The sequence below is a fragment of the Pseudomonas sp. GW822-FHT06B12 genome, assembly GCF_058799675.1.
On record NZ_JBXALR010000004.1, the window covers coordinates 297,284 to 316,047 of the forward strand.

16 protein-coding genes are annotated in these 18,764 nt (G+C 59.8%); 8 read left to right on the forward strand and 8 right to left on the reverse strand.

Going from position 1 to position 18,764, the window contains the following annotated elements:
- Positions 1-36: 36 nt before the first annotated feature.
- Positions 37-1,860, reverse strand: a complete 1,824-nt coding sequence (gene oadA / locus AC1RKH_RS11390; RefSeq protein ID WP_493062733.1) for a sodium-extruding oxaloacetate decarboxylase subunit alpha — start codon at positions 1,858-1,860, stop codon at positions 37-39.
- An 11-nt stretch (positions 1,861-1,871) separates the two neighbouring features.
- Positions 1,872-3,287: an acetyl-CoA carboxylase biotin carboxylase subunit gene (locus AC1RKH_RS11395; RefSeq protein ID WP_493062734.1), complete on the reverse strand. Its 1,416-nt coding sequence runs from the start codon at positions 3,285-3,287 to the stop codon at positions 1,872-1,874.
- Between the two features lie 189 nt (positions 3,288-3,476).
- On the opposite strand from AC1RKH_RS11395, the gene AC1RKH_RS11400 reads away from it, so the two are divergent.
- A complete protein-coding gene (locus tag AC1RKH_RS11400) occupies positions 3,477-4,439 on the forward strand; it encodes a LysR family transcriptional regulator (RefSeq protein ID WP_123427499.1) in 963 nt (320 codons plus the stop codon).
- On the opposite strand, the gene AC1RKH_RS11405 is transcribed toward AC1RKH_RS11400, so the two are convergent.
- The 3 genes from AC1RKH_RS11405 to AC1RKH_RS11415 form a co-directional block, all read right to left on the reverse strand.
- Positions 4,381-4,590 (reverse strand): PA3496 family putative envelope integrity protein, encoded by a 210-nt coding sequence (locus AC1RKH_RS11405; RefSeq protein WP_081013719.1) that lies wholly within the window; start codon positions 4,588-4,590, stop codon positions 4,381-4,383. The two genes, AC1RKH_RS11400 and AC1RKH_RS11405, sit on opposite strands and share 59 nt — an antisense overlap.
- 226 nt (positions 4,591-4,816) lie before the next feature.
- Complete coding sequence (hexR, locus tag AC1RKH_RS11410; protein WP_123427501.1) at positions 4,817-5,683, reverse strand: transcriptional regulator HexR; 867 nt, start codon at positions 5,681-5,683, stop codon at positions 4,817-4,819.
- Positions 5,684-5,918: 235 nt separating this feature from the next.
- Entirely contained in the window at positions 5,919-8,789 is a 2,871-nt protein-coding gene (locus tag AC1RKH_RS11415) for a putative bifunctional diguanylate cyclase/phosphodiesterase (protein ID WP_493062735.1), read from the reverse strand.
- Positions 8,790-9,049: 260 nt separating this feature from the next.
- On the opposite strand from AC1RKH_RS11415, the gene uvrD reads away from it, so the two are divergent.
- From uvrD to AC1RKH_RS11435, 4 genes are all read left to right on the forward strand, one after another.
- Positions 9,050-11,233, forward strand: coding sequence for a DNA helicase II (gene uvrD / locus AC1RKH_RS11420; RefSeq protein ID WP_493062736.1), 2,184 nt, complete (start codon positions 9,050-9,052; stop codon positions 11,231-11,233).
- 164 nt (positions 11,234-11,397) lie between these two features.
- Positions 11,398-11,838: an EamA family transporter gene (locus AC1RKH_RS11425; protein ID WP_071552707.1), complete on the forward strand. Its 441-nt coding sequence runs from the start codon at positions 11,398-11,400 to the stop codon at positions 11,836-11,838.
- 178 nt (positions 11,839-12,016) lie between these two features.
- On the forward strand, positions 12,017-12,877 hold the full coding sequence (locus AC1RKH_RS11430) for a Tim44 domain-containing protein (RefSeq protein WP_493062737.1): 861 nt from the start codon (positions 12,017-12,019) through the stop codon (positions 12,875-12,877).
- Between the two features lie 136 nt (positions 12,878-13,013).
- Positions 13,014-13,421, forward strand: coding sequence for an SMI1/KNR4 family protein (locus tag AC1RKH_RS11435; protein WP_019694340.1), 408 nt, complete (start codon positions 13,014-13,016; stop codon positions 13,419-13,421).
- A 21-nt stretch (positions 13,422-13,442) separates the two neighbouring features.
- On the opposite strand, the gene AC1RKH_RS11440 is transcribed toward AC1RKH_RS11435, so the two are convergent.
- Positions 13,443-15,206, reverse strand: a complete 1,764-nt coding sequence (locus AC1RKH_RS11440) for a cation:proton antiporter (protein ID WP_493062738.1) — start codon at positions 15,204-15,206, stop codon at positions 13,443-13,445.
- Between the two features lie 254 nt (positions 15,207-15,460).
- Between AC1RKH_RS11440 and AC1RKH_RS11445 the strand changes: the two genes are divergently transcribed.
- On the forward strand, positions 15,461-15,943 hold the full coding sequence (locus tag AC1RKH_RS11445) for an acyl-CoA thioesterase (protein WP_123427195.1): 483 nt from the start codon (positions 15,461-15,463) through the stop codon (positions 15,941-15,943).
- Positions 15,944-16,008: 65 nt separating this feature from the next.
- Here the strand turns inward: AC1RKH_RS11445 and pdxY are convergent, their stop codons facing one another.
- Complete coding sequence (pdxY, locus tag AC1RKH_RS11450) at positions 16,009-16,881, reverse strand: pyridoxal kinase PdxY (protein ID WP_493062739.1); 873 nt, start codon at positions 16,879-16,881, stop codon at positions 16,009-16,011.
- 115 nt (positions 16,882-16,996) lie between these two features.
- Here pdxY and AC1RKH_RS11455 point away from each other — a divergent pair, with 115 nt between their 5' ends.
- On the forward strand, positions 16,997-17,395 hold the full coding sequence (locus AC1RKH_RS11455; RefSeq protein ID WP_401123013.1) for a DUF3301 domain-containing protein: 399 nt from the start codon (positions 16,997-16,999) through the stop codon (positions 17,393-17,395).
- Between the two features lie 12 nt (positions 17,396-17,407).
- Here AC1RKH_RS11455 and AC1RKH_RS11460 read toward each other — a convergent pair whose 3' ends face one another.
- Positions 17,408-18,379 (reverse strand): CobW family GTP-binding protein, encoded by a 972-nt coding sequence (locus tag AC1RKH_RS11460; RefSeq protein WP_493062740.1) that lies wholly within the window; start codon positions 18,377-18,379, stop codon positions 17,408-17,410.
- Positions 18,380-18,406: 27 nt separating this feature from the next.
- On the opposite strand from AC1RKH_RS11460, the gene AC1RKH_RS11465 reads away from it, so the two are divergent.
- On the forward strand, positions 18,407-18,763 hold the full coding sequence (locus AC1RKH_RS11465) for an NADH:ubiquinone oxidoreductase (RefSeq protein WP_123427187.1): 357 nt from the start codon (positions 18,407-18,409) through the stop codon (positions 18,761-18,763).
- Position 18,764 lies beyond the last annotated feature (1 nt).

The following is an 18,764-nucleotide window of genomic DNA, read 5'->3' on the forward strand; positions in this document are numbered from 1 at the left end:
CCCCGAGGTAAAAGCGTTGCAGTCGAGGCTGTTAAATCAGCCTTCGATCTCGATCAGGATCTCGCCCGGGTTGACCCGGTCGCCCTTGGCCACGTGGATGGCAGTCACTTTGCCGGCGATGGCCGCTTGCACTTCGGTTTCCATCTTCATCGCTTCGGTGATCAGCACCGCCTGGCCGGCTTTCACGGTGTCGCCTTCCTTGACCAGCACATCGACGATGTTGCCCGGCATGGTGGTGCTGACGTGGCCCGGTGCGCTGGCTTGCTTGCGCTTGCTGCTGCCACCGCTGACGAATTCGTTGAGCGGCTCGAACACCACTTCTTCCGGCATGCCGTCGATGGACAGATAGAAGTGACGCTTGCCTTCGGCCTTGACGCCCACACCCGTGATGTCGACGCGGTAGGTTTCGCCGTGAACGTCGATGACGAACTCGGTCGGGACGCCTTCGCCGCCCGCCGAGGTCACGCCACCGGCTTCTGGAATCGGCAATAGCACTTCCGGAGTCAGGGTGCCGGCTTCGCGTTCTTCAAGGAACTTGCGGCCGATGTCCGGGAACATCGCATAGGTCAGCACGTCTTCTTCAGACTTGGCCAAGGCACCGATTTCGCCGCGCAGTTTGGTCATTTCCGGCTTGATCAAATCCGCCGGACGGACATCGATGACTTCTTCGCTGCCGATCGCCTGACGACGCAGCTTCTCGTTAACAACACCTGGCGCCTTGCCGTAGCCGCCTTGCAGGTAGAGCTTCACTTCGTTGGTGATGGTTTTGTAGCGCTCACCGGCCAACACGTTGAAGAACGCCTGAGTACCGACGATCTGCGAAGTCGGGGTCACCAGCGGCGGGAAACCAAGGTCTTCGCGAACCCGCGGGATCTCGGCCAGCACTTCGCTCATGCGGTTCAGCGCGCCCTGCTCTTTCAACTGGTTGGCGAGGTTGGAAATCATCCCGCCCGGCACCTGGTTGACTTGTACGCGAGTGTCGACGGCAGTGAATTCGCTTTCGAACTGGTGGTACTTCTTGCGCACGGCGTAGAAGTACAAACCGATTTCCTGCAGCAGTTCCAGGCTCAGGCCGGTGTCGAACTCGCTGCCTTTAAGAGCGGCGACCATCGACTCGGTGCCTGGGTGGCTGGTGCCCCAGGCGAAGCTGGAGATCGCGGTGTCGATATGGTCGGCACCATTTTCGATGGCCTTCAATTGGCACATCGCGGCCAGGCCAGCGGTATCGTGAGAGTGGACAAACACCGGCAGCGACTGCTCGGCTTTGAGAGCCTTGACCAATTCGCCGGTGGCGTACGGGGTCAGCAGGCCGGCCATGTCCTTGATCGCCACGGAATCGCAACCCATGGCTTCCATCTGCTTGGCTTGCGCCACGAACGCCTCGATGGTGTGTACCGGGCTGGTGGTGTAGGCGATGGTGCCCTGAGCATGTTTGCCGGCAGCTTTCACCGCTTCGATGGCCACCCGCAGGTTACGCACGTCGTTCATCGCGTCGAAGATGCGGAACACGTCAATGCCATTCACCGCAGCCTTGGCGACGAAAGCTTTGACCACGTCGTCGCTGTAGTGGCGATAGCCCAACAGGTTCTGGCCGCGCAGGAGCATTTGCAGACGGGTGTTAGGCAACGCCGCGCGCAGTTTGCGCAGGCGCTCCCACGGGTCTTCTTTGAGGAAACGTACGCAGGCATCGAAGGTCGCGCCGCCCCAGACTTCCAGCGACCAGTAGCCGACTTTGTCGAGCTTGTCGCAGATCGGCAGCATGTCGTCGGTGCGCATGCGGGTCGCGAGCAGCGATTGGTGGGCGTCGCGCAGGATTGTGTCGGTTACGTGGATACGCTTTGTAGGTAAAGAGTTAGTCATTGGAATATTCCTCACAGGCCTGCGTGAGCGGCGATGGCGGTGGCGATGGCCAGGGCCAGCTCTTCGGGTTTGCGCTTGATCGAGTAGTTGGTCAGCTCGGGATGGCTTTCAACGAAGCTGGTGTTGAACTGACCGCTACGGAATTCCGGGTTACGCAGGATTTCCTGGTAATAAGCGGCGGTGGTCTTGACCCCTTGCAGACGCATGTCGTCGAGGGCGCGCAAGCCACGGTCCATCGCTTCTTCCCAAGTCAGTGCCCAGACCACCAGTTTCAAGCACATGGAATCGTAGAACGGTGGGATGGTGTAACCGGTATAGATCGCCGTGTCGGTACGTACGCCGGGACCGCCGGGTGCGTAGTAACGGGTGATCTTGCCGAAGCTCGGCAGGAAGTTGTTTTTCGGGTCTTCGGCATTGATCCGGAACTGCAGCGCAAAACCGCGGTGCTGGATGTCTTCCTGCTTCACCGACAGCGGCAAGCCGGATGCAATGCGGATCTGCTCACGGACGATGTCGATGCCGGTGATTTCTTCGGTGATGGTGTGTTCCACCTGCACCCGGGTGTTCATCTCCATGAAGTACACCTCGCCCTCGGCGAGCAGGAACTCCACGGTACCGGCATTCTCGTAACCCACCGCCTTGGCCGCACGTACCGACAGGTCGCCGATGTAGGCGCGTTGCTCTGGTGTCAGCTGCGGGCTCGGAGCGATCTCGATCAGTTTCTGGTTGCGACGCTGGATCGAGCAATCACGCTCGAACAGGTGCACCACGCTGCCGAAGCTGTCGCCCAGGATCTGCGCTTCGATGTGCTTGGGATTGACGATGCATTTTTCCAGGAAGACTTCCGCCGAACCAAAGGCCTTGGTCGCTTCGGAAATCACTCGCGGGAAGGCTTGTTCCAACTCCTCGCGGCTGTTGCAGCGACGAATACCGCGACCGCCACCACCGGAAGTGGCCTTGAGCATCACCGGGTAGCCGATGCGATCGCCTTCAGTCAGGGCTTCGGCGATGTCGGCGACGTTGCCTTCAGTGCCGGGCGTGACTGGCACGCCAGCCTTGATCATGCTGCGGCGGGCTTCGGTCTTGTCGCCCATGCGGCGAATGACTTCCGCCGACGGGCCAATGAATTTGATACCGCGTTCGGCGCAGATATCGGCCAGCTCGGCGTTTTCCGAAAGAAAGCCATAACCTGGGTGCAACGCGTCGCAACCGGTTTCCACCGCCAGGTTCACCAGCTTGCGCGGGTTCAGGTAACCGGCCAGTGGCTCGGCACCAATGCTGTGGGCTTCATCGGCACGTTTGACATGCAACGCATGGCGATCGGCGTCGGAATAGATCGCGACCGAACGAATGCCCATCTCGGCGCAGGCACGTACGATTCGTACGGCAATCTCACCACGGTTGGCAATCAGGATCTTTTTTATCACTTGGAGGTTCCCTTGAGCCGGTTGCTACCCACGACCTTGGACTGGGTCGGCGCGTGACTAAATGTTTCAAGCCAGTCGCACAGTCACACTAGCCCGCTCAAGGGATTAACAAAAATCAATAATAATTGGGTCAGGCATAAGCAAAGACTTATAGTTGAACGACCAGCCTGCGACCAGAGTCCCTAGATAATGCGTAAGTCTTTGATGCGTATGACATTACGCCAACTTCAGATTTTCAATGAAGTCTGCGATTTGCGTTCCTACAGCCGTGCAGCTGACGAAATGTCGCTCACACAACCGGCCGTCAGCCTACAGATTCGTCAGCTTGAAGAGCTGATTGGTCAGCCTTTGTTCGATTATGTCGGCAAAAAGCTCTACATGACCGAAGCGGCTGAAGCGTTACAGCGCGCCAGTCGGGACATTTTCGGACGCCTGGAAAATCTCGATATGCAGCTCTCGGACATGCAGGGCTCGTTGCAAGGTCAGCTGAAACTGGCAGTGGAATCCAGCGCCAAGTACTTCGTACCGCACTTGTTTGCCGCCTTCAAGCGTCAGCACCCGGAAGTGAACCTGCAACTGACGGTGGTCAACCGCGGACAGGTGATCCGGCGCCTGTCCGACAACCGCGACGACCTGGTGATCATGTCCATGGTGCCGCAGGACATGGGCCTGGAGTTCTTGCCGTTCCTCAACAACCCGATCGTTGCCGTGGCGCCACCGGATCATCCGCTGTGCCACATGGGACCGCTGCGCTTGCAGGATCTTGAGCCCTACACGCTGCTATTGCGCGAACCAGGCTCCGGGACACGACTGGCGTGCGAAGAATATTTCAAAGAGAAGCGCGTGCACTTCAACCAGACCCAGGAAGTCTCGTCGGCTGAAGCCCAGCGTGAATGCGTGGTGGCGGGTCTGGGCCTGGCCTTGTTGACGCGCCACGCCCTGAACCTGGAGTTGGCGACCGGCGGACTCAAAGAGCTGCCGGTCGAAGAGCTGCCGTTGTACCGCAGCTGGTGCCTGGTGCAGGCCAAAGCCAAACGCCTGTCACCGGTAGCGCATGCGTTCCTGGGGTTTATCCGCAGTGAACGGGTGCAGATCAGCGCGCTGGTTGAGCGTTTCGACGCGAAGCTGCCGGTGTTGCCTGCCAATAGTTGAGTTCCAGATCCGGATATTCACCGATCTCGGCCAGAAGCTGGCGGTGCTCGCAACGATCTTCAATTGCGCGGCGAAACGCCATGCGGCGCTGATCTTCTTGCTGACGGCGGGTTTTGACTGCGCTGTTGCGTTCTTCGTAGTGCTGGGCCATTTCGAGTCTCCCAAGGCGAGTACGGGAGTTTCAAGATAGGCGCGGAGGATGACGGTTTGGCGGCGCGGGGATTACAGGGATGTGAACTTTCGGCGCTTTCGAGGACGCCTTCGCGAGCAAGCTCGCTCCCACAGGTTCTGTGGTGTGCGCAGGATTTGTGCAACACAGCCGATCAATGTGGGAGCGAGCTTGCTCGCGATAAGGTCGGAACGACCTTCCAGCAGGATCAGTCGTCCAGCGCTTTGACCGATTTGGGCGACAGGCGCAGGCTGCGAAGGCTGCGTTTGACGCTCTTGAGGTGGTTGACCAGGCTCGGCCCACGCGCCATGGCCACGCCCATGGCCAATACGTCGATCACTACCAGGTGAGCGATACGCGAAGTCAGCGGCGTATAGATTTCGGTGTCTTCATGCACGTCGATCGCCAGGTTGACGGTCGACAGCTCGGCCAACGGCGTCTGGCTCGGGCACAGGGTGATCAGCGAGGCACCGCTTTCACGCACCAGATTGGCGGTGATCAACAGATCCTTGGAGCGGCCGGACTGGGAAATGCAGATCGCCACGTCCGTAGGCTTGAGCGTGACCGCCGACATTGCCTGCATGTGCGGGTCGGAATAAGCCGCAGCGGTCAGCAGCAAACGGAAAAATTTGTGCTGGGCATCCGCGGCAACGGCACCGGAGGCACCAAAGCCATAGAACTCGACGCGCTGAGCCTGCGACATGAGCGTCACAGCCTTCTGCAACTCCACCGGATCAAGCTTCTCGCGAACCTCCATCAGGGTGTGCAGGGTGGTGTCGAAAATTTTCAGACTGTAGTCGGCGACCGAATCGTCTTCGTGAATCGCAAATTGCCCGAAGCTCGCCCCTGCTGCCAGGCTTTGTGCCAGTTTCAGCTTCAAGTCCTGAAAACCCGAACAACCGATGGCGCGACAGAAGCGCACGATGGTCGGCTCGCTGATGCCCACGCTGTGGGCAAGATCGGCCATGGAACTGTGCATCACAGCCGCTGGGTCAAGCAGCACGTGATCGGCAACCTTGAGCTCCGATTTGCGTAACAGGTGGCGCGACTGGGCGATGTGTTGCAACAGGTTCAAAGGGCAGGACTCATTGTTATTGGCAGACGCCGGGGATGTAGCAAGCTTGTAGTTATACTACAAGAATTCGCTTTTTGCCTGTTCAATGCGTAACTCCATGCCCCTGTTTTGGCCGAGCACGCCCCATGTAGCAGCTGGCGTAGCCTGCGTTCGGTTGCGCAGCAGCCGTAAAACCTGAGCTCGCGTTCGACGTCATTGCGACCGCTTCGCGCTCGGGCGCAGCCTTCGGTAGCGGCTACGCAAGTGGGTTATCGGCACGCAGTAGTTCAGCCACGGCACACGCTTCCACTGGCCGGCTGATCAGGTAGCCCTGCACCTCATCGCATAACTCGGCCTTGAGGAACTCAAGCTGCTCCTCACGCTCGACCCCCTCAGCCACAACCTTGAGCGACAGACCGTGCGCCATGGCGATAATTGCCCGGGTAATCGCTGCGTCTTCACCGCCCTCACCCAGCCCGCGGATAAACGCCTGATCGATCTTCACGTAGTCCACAGGGATACGCTTGAGGTAGCTTAGCGACGAATAACCGGTGCCAAAATCGTCGATTGCCAGTTTCACCCCCAGATCACGTAACTGCTGGAAGGTCGCGATGATGTGCTCGACGCTGTCCAGCAACTGACTTTCGGTCAGCTCCAGTTCCAGGTAGTGCGGCGCCAGGCCAGTCTCCTCAAGCACCTGACGCACCAGGCTGACCAGTTTGCCCTGACGCAACTGGTGGACCGACAGATTGACCGAAACCCGGATCGGCTCCAGCCCCTGACGCTGCCACTCGCACGCTTGCCAGCAGGCCTGACGCAACACGAACTCACCAATCGGCCCGATCAGCCCCGTCTCTTCCGCCAGACCGATGAAGTCCCCCGGCGGCACCCGCCCCATGGTCGGATGATCCCAGCGCACCAGCGCTTCGGCGGCGTTCAGCCGGCCGGTGGCGAGGCAGAGTTTGGGCTGGTAAAACACCTTCAACTGCTTTTCTTCGATGGCCTTGCGCAGTTGGTTCTCCAACTGCAAGCGCTCGAGGGTGCTGGCCTGCAGGCTGTCGGTGTAGAACTGGAAATTGTTCCCGCCCAAGTGTTTGGCATGCTGCATGGCCATGTTCGATTGGCTGACCAACGCGGAAATTTCCCGCGCGTTGTCCGGCAACATGCTGATGCCCATCGACGCACTGACGACCAGTTCATGGCCGTCAACGGTCAGCGGCAAGCGCAGCTTGGTCGACAGTCGGGTGGCGACTCGCGCCAGACTCGACAGGTTGCCGTAAGCGTCGAACAGCACCGCGAACTCGTCACCGGACAAACGTGCAATGGTGTCCGCCTCCGGCAATGCATTGACCAGACGCCGCGCCATTTTCTGCAACATCTGATCGGCGACTTCATGGCCAAGGCTGTCGTTGAGCAATTTGAAACGGTCCAGATTGATGTGTAGCAGCGCCAGACTCCGGCCGCCCTGTCGTACCCGTTGATGGGCCTCATGCAGGCGCTCGCGAAACAACGAGCGGTTGGCCAGCCCGGTCAGTTCGTCGTAATGGGTCAGGTAGCGCATGCGCTCTTCGGATTCGCGCCGGGCTGATAGATCGGCGAAGAAGCCTACGATATGACTTACATTTCCCCGAGCATCGCGCACCACGTTCAGTTGCAGCCATTGCGGATAGAGCTCGCCGTTTTTGCGCGCCTCCACCAACTCGCCCTGCCAACTGCCATGTTGCTCCAATGCCTGATGGATCGCCGGATAGTGCCGTCGCGCGTCACGACTGCACGGCAACTCGACCACATTGCGCCCCAGCAAGTCTTCAATCTGATACCCGGTGACCCGGCTGAACGCCTGATTGACCGCGATCAACGCGTAATCCGGGTCAAAAATCACAATGCCTTCGCTGGCGGCTTCAAACACCGTCGCCGCCAGTTGTCGCTGTTCTTCCAGGCCTTTGCTGGCGCTGATATCACGCCGGGTGCCGACCATGCGGATCACCCGTCCGTTGGCGCCACGCTCCACTGCGCGCCCACGGTCTTCGATCCAGACCCAATGACCATCGCCGTGGCGCACACGGTATTCGATCTGATAATCCTCGGTGCGGCCCTTCAAATGCTCGACCAGCGCCCGCCGTAGCGGCGGCAAGTCCTGCGGGTGCAGCCGCGGCTTCAAGTGACTGAGCATCGCCGTGACGAATTCCGGCTCAATGCCAAACAACTCCTTGAGTTGGGTGTGATGCACTTCATCGGTTTGCAGGTTCCAGTCCCACAACCCCAATTCACTGGCCTTCAATGCCAGCGCCAGCCGCGCTTCGCTCTTGCTCAGGGCCTGGTTGGCGACATCCAGTTCGCGGCTACGCTGGGCGACCCGACTTTCGAGCCCGACCTGGGCTTCACGCAGCTCTTCTTCGGCATGGCGGCGCTGTTCGATTTCCCGCGCCAGCTCCTGATTGAGCAGCTCGCTGCGACTTTGCGCCTGCTGCAAATGCTCGATCAGCGCCTGATTCTGGAAACGCCGCATCAAACCGTGCTGGATCAGCCGGTTGACCTGCCAGGCGACCACACTCAGAGAACCCAGCAGAATCAGCCCGAGCCAGCCCCAACCCTGCTGCTGTTCATCGCCGCCCCAGAATAGATAGCCAATCGCCGGTAATAAGCACGGCAAGGTAAAGGACAGGAAAGCCGGCAAGCTCACCGCGTAGGCGACGCTCGCCGAGAGAGTCGCCGCGCCGATCAGGCCGAACACCCAGGCTTGTTGCAGGAAGCTGTCGGTGGGCACCAGGGCAATGCCGGCGCCGGCCAGGGTCAGGCCGCTGATGGCCGAGCCCAGCAGAAACATTCGGCGCCAGATCGGCTGTGCCTGACGGCTGGGCATCGCCGAGTCGAAGGCCGCGACCTGAATCACCCGCAACGCCACCAGCGACAGTAACCAGATCAGCCAGATGCTCACCAGGAAGTAGCGCTGCGGGCTCCAGAGCAACCCGGCGCACACCAGACCATTGATCAACATGAACAGCGTGGGCAGCAACGACCCCTGATACAGCAGGCGCGTACGCTCGACCGCCATTTCCATAGCGTACTGTTTGCGAATAACCCGAGGTTCCACAAGGGGGCCCGACAGGCTGGAGCTGAGGGTCATAGGCGATATTCTTATTCTTATAAGGTTGAGCGTGATGAGCCCGAAACGTCGACGGAGCATACACAAGCAATGGCCCGGACCAAACTGCTCCAGATCATAAAATCGACAAAACAAATGGCCCGTTGCCACCCCTCAAAACCGCAGAAGCGCTGCCCATCAAGGCTTGCAACGAATGACTGACCGGTCGTCCCCGAGTTTCTTTCATCGGTTAATGCAAAGCTCGGTTTGCCCGGTGTGGCGCGGCACCCTAGAATGCCCCGATGCGCGATGATCTCTCCCTTCTGCTGAACTCCCTCAACGATGCCCAACGTCAGGCCGTAGCTGCCTCCGTGGGTCGTCAGTTGGTCCTGGCCGGTGCTGGTTCCGGTAAAACCCGTGTGCTGGTGCACCGTATCGCCTGGTTGATCCAGGTCGAGAACGCCTCGCCACATTCGATCCTGTCGGTGACCTTCACCAACAAGGCCGCTGCCGAGATGCGCCATCGCATCGAGCAGCTGATGGGTATCAACCCGGCCGGCATGTGGGTCGGCACCTTCCACGGCCTGGCGCACCGCTTACTGCGGGCGCATTGGCAGGAAGCCGGCCTGAGCCAGACTTTCCAGATCCTCGACAGCGATGACCAGCAGCGTCTGGTCAAGCGGGTAATCCGCGAGCTGGGCCTCGACGAACAGCGCTGGCCGGCCCGTCAGGCCCAGTGGTTCATCAACGGGCAAAAAGACGAAGGTCTGCGTCCGCAACATATTCAAGCCAGTGGCGATCTGTTCCTGGCCACCATGCGCAGCATTTATGAAGCCTACGAGGCCGCGTGCCTGCGCGCTGGCGTCATCGACTTCTCCGAACTGCTGCTGCGCGCCCTCGACCTGTGGCGCGACCATCCGGGGCTGCTGGCGCATTATCAGAAGCGCTTCCGTCACGTGCTGGTGGACGAGTTCCAGGACACCAACGCCGTGCAGTACGCCTGGTTGCGACTGCTGGCCAAGGGCGGCGACAGCCTGATGGTGGTTGGCGACGACGACCAGTCGATCTACGGCTGGCGCGGCGCGAAAATCGAGAACATTCACCAGTATTCGGCCGACTTCCCGGACGCGGAAGTCATTCGACTGGAACAGAACTACCGCTCCACCGCCGGGATCCTCAAGGCCGCCAACGCCTTGATCGCCAACAACACCGGACGTCTGGGCAAAGAACTGTGGACCGACGGCGGCGAAGGCGAAGCGATCAACCTGTACGCCGCGTTCAACGAACATGACGAAGCACGCTACGTGGTGGAAACCATCGAAAGTGCGCTGAAAACCGGCATGGCCCGCAGCGATATCGCGATTTTGTACCGCTCCAACGCCCAATCACGGGTTTTGGAAGAAGCTTTACTGCGTGAACGTATCCCGTACCGAATCTATGGCGGCCAGCGCTTCTTCGAACGGGCTGAAATCAAGAACGCCATGGCCTACCTGCGCTTGCTCGAAGGCCGCGGCAACGATGCGGCACTGGAGCGGGTGATCAACGTTCCGGCCCGTGGCATCGGCGAAAAAACCGTCGAAGCGATCCGCGACCACGCTCGTCACAGCGATGTGTCGATGTGGGAAGCCATGCGTCAACTGGTGGCCAATAAAGGCCTCACCGGTCGCGCAGCCGGCGCCCTGGGTGCATTCATCGAGTTGATCGAGCACCTGGCGACCACAACCGCCGAAATGCCGCTGCACCTGATGACTCAGACAGTCATCGAGCAGTGCGGCCTGATTGCCTATCACCAAGCGGAAAAAGGCGAGAAAGGCCAGGCGCGGGTAGAAAACCTTGAAGAACTGGTCAGCGCGGCGCGCAACTTTGAAAACGCCGAAGAAGACGAAGACCTGACGCCGCTGGCCGCGTTCCTCGGCCACGCCTCGCTGGAGGCCGGCGACACTCAGGCCGACGAACACGAAGACAGCATTCAGCTGATGACCTTGCACAGCGCCAAAGGCCTGGAATTCCCTTATGTGTTCCTGGTGGGCATGGAAGAAGGCCTGTTCCCGCACAAGATGAGCCTGGAAGAGCCCGGCCGCCTTGAAGAGGAACGCCGTCTGGCCTACGTTGGCATCACCCGGGCGATGCAAAACCTGGTGATGACCTACGCCGAAACCCGACGCCTGTACGGCAGCGAGACCTACAACAAGGTTTCACGCTTCGTACGCGAAGTGCCTAAGGGCCTGATCCAGGAAGTCCGGCTGTCCAACAGCGTCAGCCGTCCGTTCGGTGGCGGCCAGAAGCAAAGTTCGAGCAGCCTGTTCGCCGGCACGGAAATCCCGGAAACCGCGTTCAGCCTCGGCCAGCAGGTGCAACACGCAGTCTTCGGCGAAGGGGTGATCCTCAACTTCGAAGGCGCTGGCGCGCAGGCTCGGGTGCAGGTGAACTTCAGCGAAGGCAGCAAATGGCTGATGCTTGGCTACGCCAAGCTCGAAGCTATCTAAAAGCCTACCCGAAGAGCTTTTCTGTGGGAGCGAGCCTGCTCGCGATGAACGATGACGCGGTGCTCCTGAACTCCGCGGTGCCGCCATCGCGAGCAGGCTCGCTCCCACAGGGTTTTGTGTTGACCCCACCTCAGCAGGTTTATCTGATAGAAGGCGTAATAAACATGGGCTCAGGCTTCTTTTCTTCCTGGACATTCTGGGCTCTGTTGTCGGCGGCATTCGCGGCGCTGACCGCGATTTTCGCCAAGGTCGGCATCGAAAACGTCAATTCCGACTTCGCCACGCTGCTACGCACGATCGTGGTATTGGTCAGCCTGGCCTTGATTTTGTACGCAACGGGCCAATATCAGTCATTAGGATCGATATCCGCCAAGAGCTACCTGTTCCTGCTGCTGTCTGGCCTGGCAACCGGTGCCTCGTGGATTTGCTACTTCCGTGCGCTGAAACTCGGGCCAGCCTCGCTGGTAGCCCCCGTCGACAAACTCAGTGTGGTGCTGGTGGCCGTGCTGGGCGTAGTGTTGCTGGGTGAGCGGCTCGACTTGCGCCAATGGGGCGGAATCGGTCTGATCACGGCGGGCGTGGTGATGTTGGCATTGCGACGTTAAGCAGCGTTCCTGCTGAACAAATCCATTTGTCCTACAGACAAAAGTACACACGCCTCCTTGTACCGACGGAGCTGAACGCAGCCTGTCAGGCAAAAGCCCGAAACACTCTGCCGCTAGCCAGTGTCACTTCACCTGTGCAACATGGCGCGCGTGCCATCCACAAATGGGAATTCCCTTTATGAAACGTTTTCTTAGCATCGCCCTGGCGCTGTGCATCGGCCTGACGATGAGCCTCGACGCCAACGCCAAGCGCTTCGGTGGCGGCAAAAGCGTAGGCGCCGCGCCTACCCACCAGACCAGCCAAATGGCGCCGTCCTCGCCTGGCATGGGTTCTGCTGCCGCGACTGCCGGTGCTGCGGGTGCCGCAGGCGCTGCCGCCAAAGCCGGCGGTGCTTCGCGCTGGCTCGGCCCTCTGGCCGGCATCGCTGCCGGTGGCCTGCTGGCCTCCATGTTCATGGGCGGCGGCTTCCAGGGCATGCAGATTTTCGACATCCTGATCATGGCAGTCATCGCGTTCGTGATCTTCCGCTTCATCGCCGCTCGTCGCCGCAAGCAACAAGAGCACATGGCCCCTGCGGGCGCGCCAATGCAGCGTGAAGTGTACGAACAGAAGCCAATCTTCGGCGGATCGACTGCCCCTGCTGCCGCTCGTCCGGTGATCAACGCCCCGGCGTGGTTCAACGAAGAGCGCTTCATTGAGGCGGCGCGCAGCCACTTCCAGTCCCTGCAACAGCACTGGGACGCCAACGAAATGGACAAGATTGCCGAGTTCGTGACCCCACAAATGCTGGAGTTCCTCAAGCGCGAACGCGCCGATCTGGGTGACGGTTTCCAGTCCACCTACATCGACAACCTCACCGTTCAACTGGACGGCGTGGATGATCGCGCAGACAAGACCATCGCCACCCTGACCTTCAACGGCGTGTCGAAAAACTCGCGTTTCGACCAGGGCGAAGTGTTCAGCGAAAGCTGGAACATGGAACGTCCGCAGGGCGATAACCAGCCTTGGCTGGTGGCTGGTATCCGTCAGAACGGCTAATACCGCCCTCGTTTCGCATGCTGTAATGAAAACCCCAGCCTCGGCTGGGGTTTTCTATTTCGCGGTTGCATCTATAGCGAGCTACTGTATAAACCGCCCCAACTAAACCGCGCCATCAAGCAAGAGGATCCCGGACGTGGAAGAAATCATCGAACAACTGCGTGAAGCCAACGAACCGGTACCGGTCCCCTTGGAACTGCCTGACGAAGACCTGCTGGTGGAAATCGAAGAACAACTGTTCATCGACATCCCGTTTGTCTTCAGAGAATTCCTGCTGACCGTCAGCGACGTCGTGTATGGCAGCCTGGAGCCGGTGACCGTCACCGACCCGCAATCGCACACCTACCTGCCGGACGTTGCCGCCAACGCCTGGGACGCTGGCGTTGATCGCAGCATGATTCCGATCTGCCAGGACGGTGACAATTACTACCTGGTCGAAGAAGATGGCACCGTGGTGCTGTGGCTGGCCGAGGAAGAGCTGCTGGCCGAAGAAACCTGGGAGTCGGTGTGGCACTGGGCGCGGGACGTCTGGCTGGAGAGCTGATCTGCCTGACGCCCCGCTGAGTCAATGCCCGGACGAATCCTTATGGTTGTCCAGGGTTTCCAGCAGGGCCACCTGCATCCGCGTGTGCACGCGGATGAACCAGCGCCAGAGCAGAGCCGCTACCGCGGCGGTTACAACGGCGATCAGCACCAGCAACTTGTTGGTCGGCAAGATACTGGCCGACAAGGCTGCCAGCAGCAGGAAAATCACCAGCAGCGAGAGGATCGGGATCACTTCGGCGATCACCCGACGCACTCGCTGCGTGTGGCGGCCGGCCATCTCCGGTTTCACGCCCATTTCCGCCAGCAACATCGAGAGCGCCTTCAGCTTGCGATAAGCGGCAATCAGGAACGGCAGCGACAGCAGCAATGCCCCACCCCAGATCAACGCCTTCTGCCAGCTCGGATCATCGATCCAGGCGTGCAGGTAGCTGGAAATCCGCTCGGCAAAAAAGCTGCCCGAGAAGAAAATCGCCACCACCAGCGCCAGATTGACCCCGACCTGCAGCAAGATCCGCCGAATCATCGACGCCAGCAGCGCACCCTCGCCCTGCGGTTGAATGCTGCGTAGCCATTCTCCATACATCCCCAGCACACGGCCCAGGCGCTGCGGGATTACAGCAGCCAGCTTCAGCGATAGCGGATCGGCGGCACGGATCAGGTACGGCGTCAGCAAAGTGGTAATGGCCGAGACAGCTACCGCCACCGGATAGAGGAAATCGCTGGTGACCTGCAAGGTCATGCCCAGCGCCGCGATGATGAAAGAGAATTCGCCAATCTGCGACAGGCCCATGCCGACTCGCAGTGAGGTGCGTCCGTCATTGCCGGCGATAAACGCCCCAAGGCCGCAGGAGAACATTTTGCCGAGCACCACGGCGACAGTAATCACCACAATCGGCCAGGCGTACTGAAGAAGAATCTGCGGGTCGATCATCAGGCCGATCGCAACAAAGAAGATGGCGCTGAACATATCGCGAACCGGCTCGATCAGGCGCTCTATTTTCACCAATTGCCGTGATTCGGCCATGATCGCACCAATCAGAAACGCCCCGAGCACCATGCTGTATTCAAGCTTGACCACCAGCAGGCAAAAGCCAAAACACAGGCCAAGCACGGTGATCAGCAGCATTTCGTTGCTATCGAACTTCGCTACATAGGCCAGTAAGCGCGGTACCAGCAGGATGCCAACCACCAGCGCGACGATCATGAACAGCGAGAGTTTGCCGACGGTGGAAAACACTTCGCCCGAGCTCACCGTGCCACTCACGGCAATACTCGAGAGCAAGGCAATGATGCCGATGCCAAGGATGTCTTCGACGATCAACACACCAAAGATCAGTTGGGCAAAGCGCTGGTTCTTCATCTTCAGATCGTTGAGGGCCTTGACGATGATGGTGGTCGAGGAAATCGCCAGGATCGCGCCGAGGAACAGCGAATCCATGGTGCTCCAGTCAAACCAGCGGCCGATTTCGTAGCCGATCCAGATCATCAGCACGATTTCCAGGAACGCCGCAATGAACGCCGTGGCACCGACCTTGAACAGTTTGCGCAGGCTGAACTCCAGGCCCAGGCAGAACATCAGGAAAATCACCCCCAGCTCGGCGAGGGTCCTGATGGTTTGTTCGTCGTGGATCAGCCCGAACGGCGGGGTGTGCGGGCCGATGATGAAACCGGCAACGATATAGCCCAGGACCACCGGCTGTTTGAGCCGATGAAAAACAATGGTCACCACACCCGCAACCAGCATGATCACTGCCAGATCCTGAATAAAACTGATGGCATGCATGGCAAGGGCTCCTCGATGGATGTGCTGACGTCGTTGGCGATTACCAGATCGGATGAAAGGGCCCTTGAAGTGGGCTTTTGAAGGGTAACACCGCGACTTCAGGCGCAAAGGCGGCGCAATATATGGAAACAGATCGATTCGGGCGTGACGGCCATCATCGGCGTGGCGTCCCGTTAACGGTGGTTTTAAAAAACCAGCCAGGCACCCACAGAGGTGCTCCCGCAATCCCAGCCTTGAACTGTGAGTAGTGTGCTATGGAACCCGGAAACGCCCAGCTGTCGATGACGGTACTGATGACCCCCGACATGGCCAATTTCTCTGGCAATGTCCACGGTGGCACCCTGCTCAAATACCTCGATGAAGTCGCCTACGCCTGCGCCAGCCGTTATGCCGGCCGCTACGTGGTGACCCTGTCGGTGGATCAGGTGATCTTTCGCGAACCGATCCATGTCGGTGAATTGGTGACCTTTCTGGCTTCGGTCAACTACACCGGCAATACCTCGATGGAGGTGGGCATCAAGGTGGTAACCGAGAACATTCGCGAGCGCTCGGTACGTCACACCAATAGCTGTTTCTTCACGATGGTTGCGGTCGACGATCAGCGTAAGCCAGCGGCTGTTCCACCGTTGCAACCGCAGAACAGCGAAGATAGACGCCGGTTCATCCAGGCCCAGCAGCGCCGGCAAATTCGCCAGGAGCTGGACCAGCGTTATCGCGAAATCAAGGCTGACGTCTGACACCGCACAGATCGCAGCCTATGTAGGAGCTGCCGCAAGCTGCGATCTTTTGCGCCGCGACGCCGTTACAAACTGATCGCCGTCGCCTCGAACTTCACCCGAGGGTGGGCAATACGGTCCTGGGCGCGCACCAGCTCCAACTCGTAGCTGGCGCAAGCCTGGGTTTCCAGCAGTACTTCATGTACCGCCGACGCCGTGAATTCAAAGGCCGCGACCAAGCTGTCCCCCAACAACACCCGAGCCAGGAACAGACCCGACGTCAGGTCGCCCACGCCCACCGGCTGACGCGGAAACGCCAGCAATGGGCGGCGCAGGTGCCAACTGCCTTCGGCTGTCACCAGCAGCATCTCGAAGCTGTCCGGCAATTTGCCGGGGTAATCCAGATGCTTGACCAACACCGCCTTCGGGCCACGTGCCAGCAGCGCGCGGGCCATCGCCAGGCAATCGAACAGCGACAGCGGCTTGCGCCCGGAGAAGCTGTCCAGTTCCAGTTGGTTGGGGCACATGAAGTCCGCCACCGCGGCGGCTTCATTCAGCAGGAAGTCGCTGACTTCGGCCGGCACGATGCAGCCCTTCTCCGCATGCCCCATCACCGGGTCGCACAGGTACAGGGCGTTGGGGTTGATCGCCTTGATCCGCGCCACGCCGCTGAGGATCGCCCGACCTTGAGCGGCGCTGCCCAGGTAGCCGGACAGCACCGCATCGCAGTTGCCCAGTTCGCCAATGGCCGCGATGCCTTCCACCAGCTCGGGAATCTGCTGCGGCGCCAACACTTCGCCAGCCCACTGGCCGTATTGAGTGTGGTTGGAGAACTGCACGGTATTGAGCGGCCAGACATTCACCCCGACCCGCTGCATCGGGAAAACCGCGGCGCTGTTGCCGGCGTGACCGAAAACCACGTGGGACTGGATGGCGAGCAGATGGGGAGTACGTTTCATGCGGGATTTCCGTAAAACGATTGAAATTCGAGCCGCGCAGTATGCGACTAAACGGAGCCTGTACGACAGACCGGAGAGACAGTTAAGCTGACACTAATTTGTTGGAGCACTGTTCATGCTGACCCTTGGAAATATCTTCGTGCTGATGCTGCTGGCGACCGGTGCCGCCTGGCTGTGGCACAACCATGGCCTGCGTGAGCGGGCCCTGGAACGGGTCAAGCGGCATTGCGCCAAACTCGACATCGAATTGCTCGACGGCAATGTGGCACTGAAAAAAATTGGCTTCGTGAAGGACGCCAACGGGCGGCGACGCCTGGCCCGCGTGTATAACTTCGAGTTCACCGTAACCGGCGAAACACGTCACATGGGCACCATCACCCAATTCGGAGCCCACAGCGCGCAGATCGAATTGGCACCCTACCCGATTCCGCTTGAGGAAAAACCTGTGCTGCCCAGCGCCGAAGTGATCGAGCTGAGCCAATGGCGCCAGGACCATAACAAGTGGCGTCATTGAACCTGAGCCGCGTTAAATCAGGCTCACACGGCAGTTCACGAGTTTCCTCTGTAGTGAATCGGCATCCTGCGGCTTATCGAAAATAAGCTCGATGCGCGAATCCTGACGCCATTCACTGGGTTGCCAGTGCAGCGCGGCGTTATCCAGCGAGTTGGCCGACACCCAGCCCTCGGTGCTGTGGATAACCAGCTTGGCCCGGCGCCAGTCCAACGCCGCTAGGCAAGCCTGGACCCTGGAAAGTTCGAACGACTGACTCGGGTGCCAACGCCAACCAATACTCCAGCCACCTTCCTGCTGCTGGCTCAGGCAAATCGGCTGTGTCGGATCAGTCCAGAGCGCCGGCATCTGCGCCAGACCTTTAGGCACACTGAAGTTAGCCACACCCTCGACCGCTCGGCGGCTGACACCTGGCAAGTCACTCAGTGCCAGAGCGCCCAGCTGCGTCCAGTACAGCGGGCATTCCGGCAACTGCGCGGTGATGCGCTGACGATCCTCATCGCTCAGATGCTCGGCCTTGTTCATCAACAACAGACCGGCGCTCGACAGGGCTTCCTGTTGCGCGGCAGGGAGTGGTTTTCCGGCGGCCAGTGCTTGAGCGTCGAGCACCAGAACGCTCGGTTGAACCGCCAGCACGCCCTGCCATGGCGCTTCGCTTAATTGCTTGAGCAGTTGCGCCGGGTGTCCAAGCCCGGAGGGCTCGATAAACAAGCGATCCGGCCGTGATTTACGCAGCAACCGCCCAAGGCCGATCTGAAACGGCGCACCATTGACGCAACACAAACAGCCACCAGCCACTTCACCCAGTGCGATACCATCGGCGCCGGTGGTCAACAGCGCGGCGTCGAGACCGATCTGGCCGAACTCGTTGATCAGCACCGCCCAGCGCTCGTTCGCCGGCCGCTGCGTCAGCAGATGCTTGATCAGGCTGGTCTTGCCGGCACCTAACGGTCCGGCGATGACGTGAGTAGGAATGTTCTGCAGCATGTTTGGCAGTTTCTTGGGAGGAAAAGGATGCGACTGATCGGCTTGCCATTGCTGTTGGCCTTCGCTTCGGGCGAGGCGCTGGCCCAGGCCTGTGTGGTTCATAGCCAAGCGGAGCGGCTCGACGTCAAAGTCTGCCAGCAGAACCGCAACATCCCGGAAAAGCTGTTCCATGACGGCTTCTGTCAGCCAAACCTCGCGGGGCAGAAGGTCGACGTCGCATTTCTCGACCAATGCCCCAGCGGCGCCTTCGGAGTGTGCAGCAACGCTCAAGTTGCCAATATGCCTTACCGGCAGGATATTCACTATTACGGCGTGGCCACAGACGCGGCGTACCTGAAGCCGTTTTGCGAAAGCCAGAGTCAGGGCGCGTGGCTCACGCCTTGAG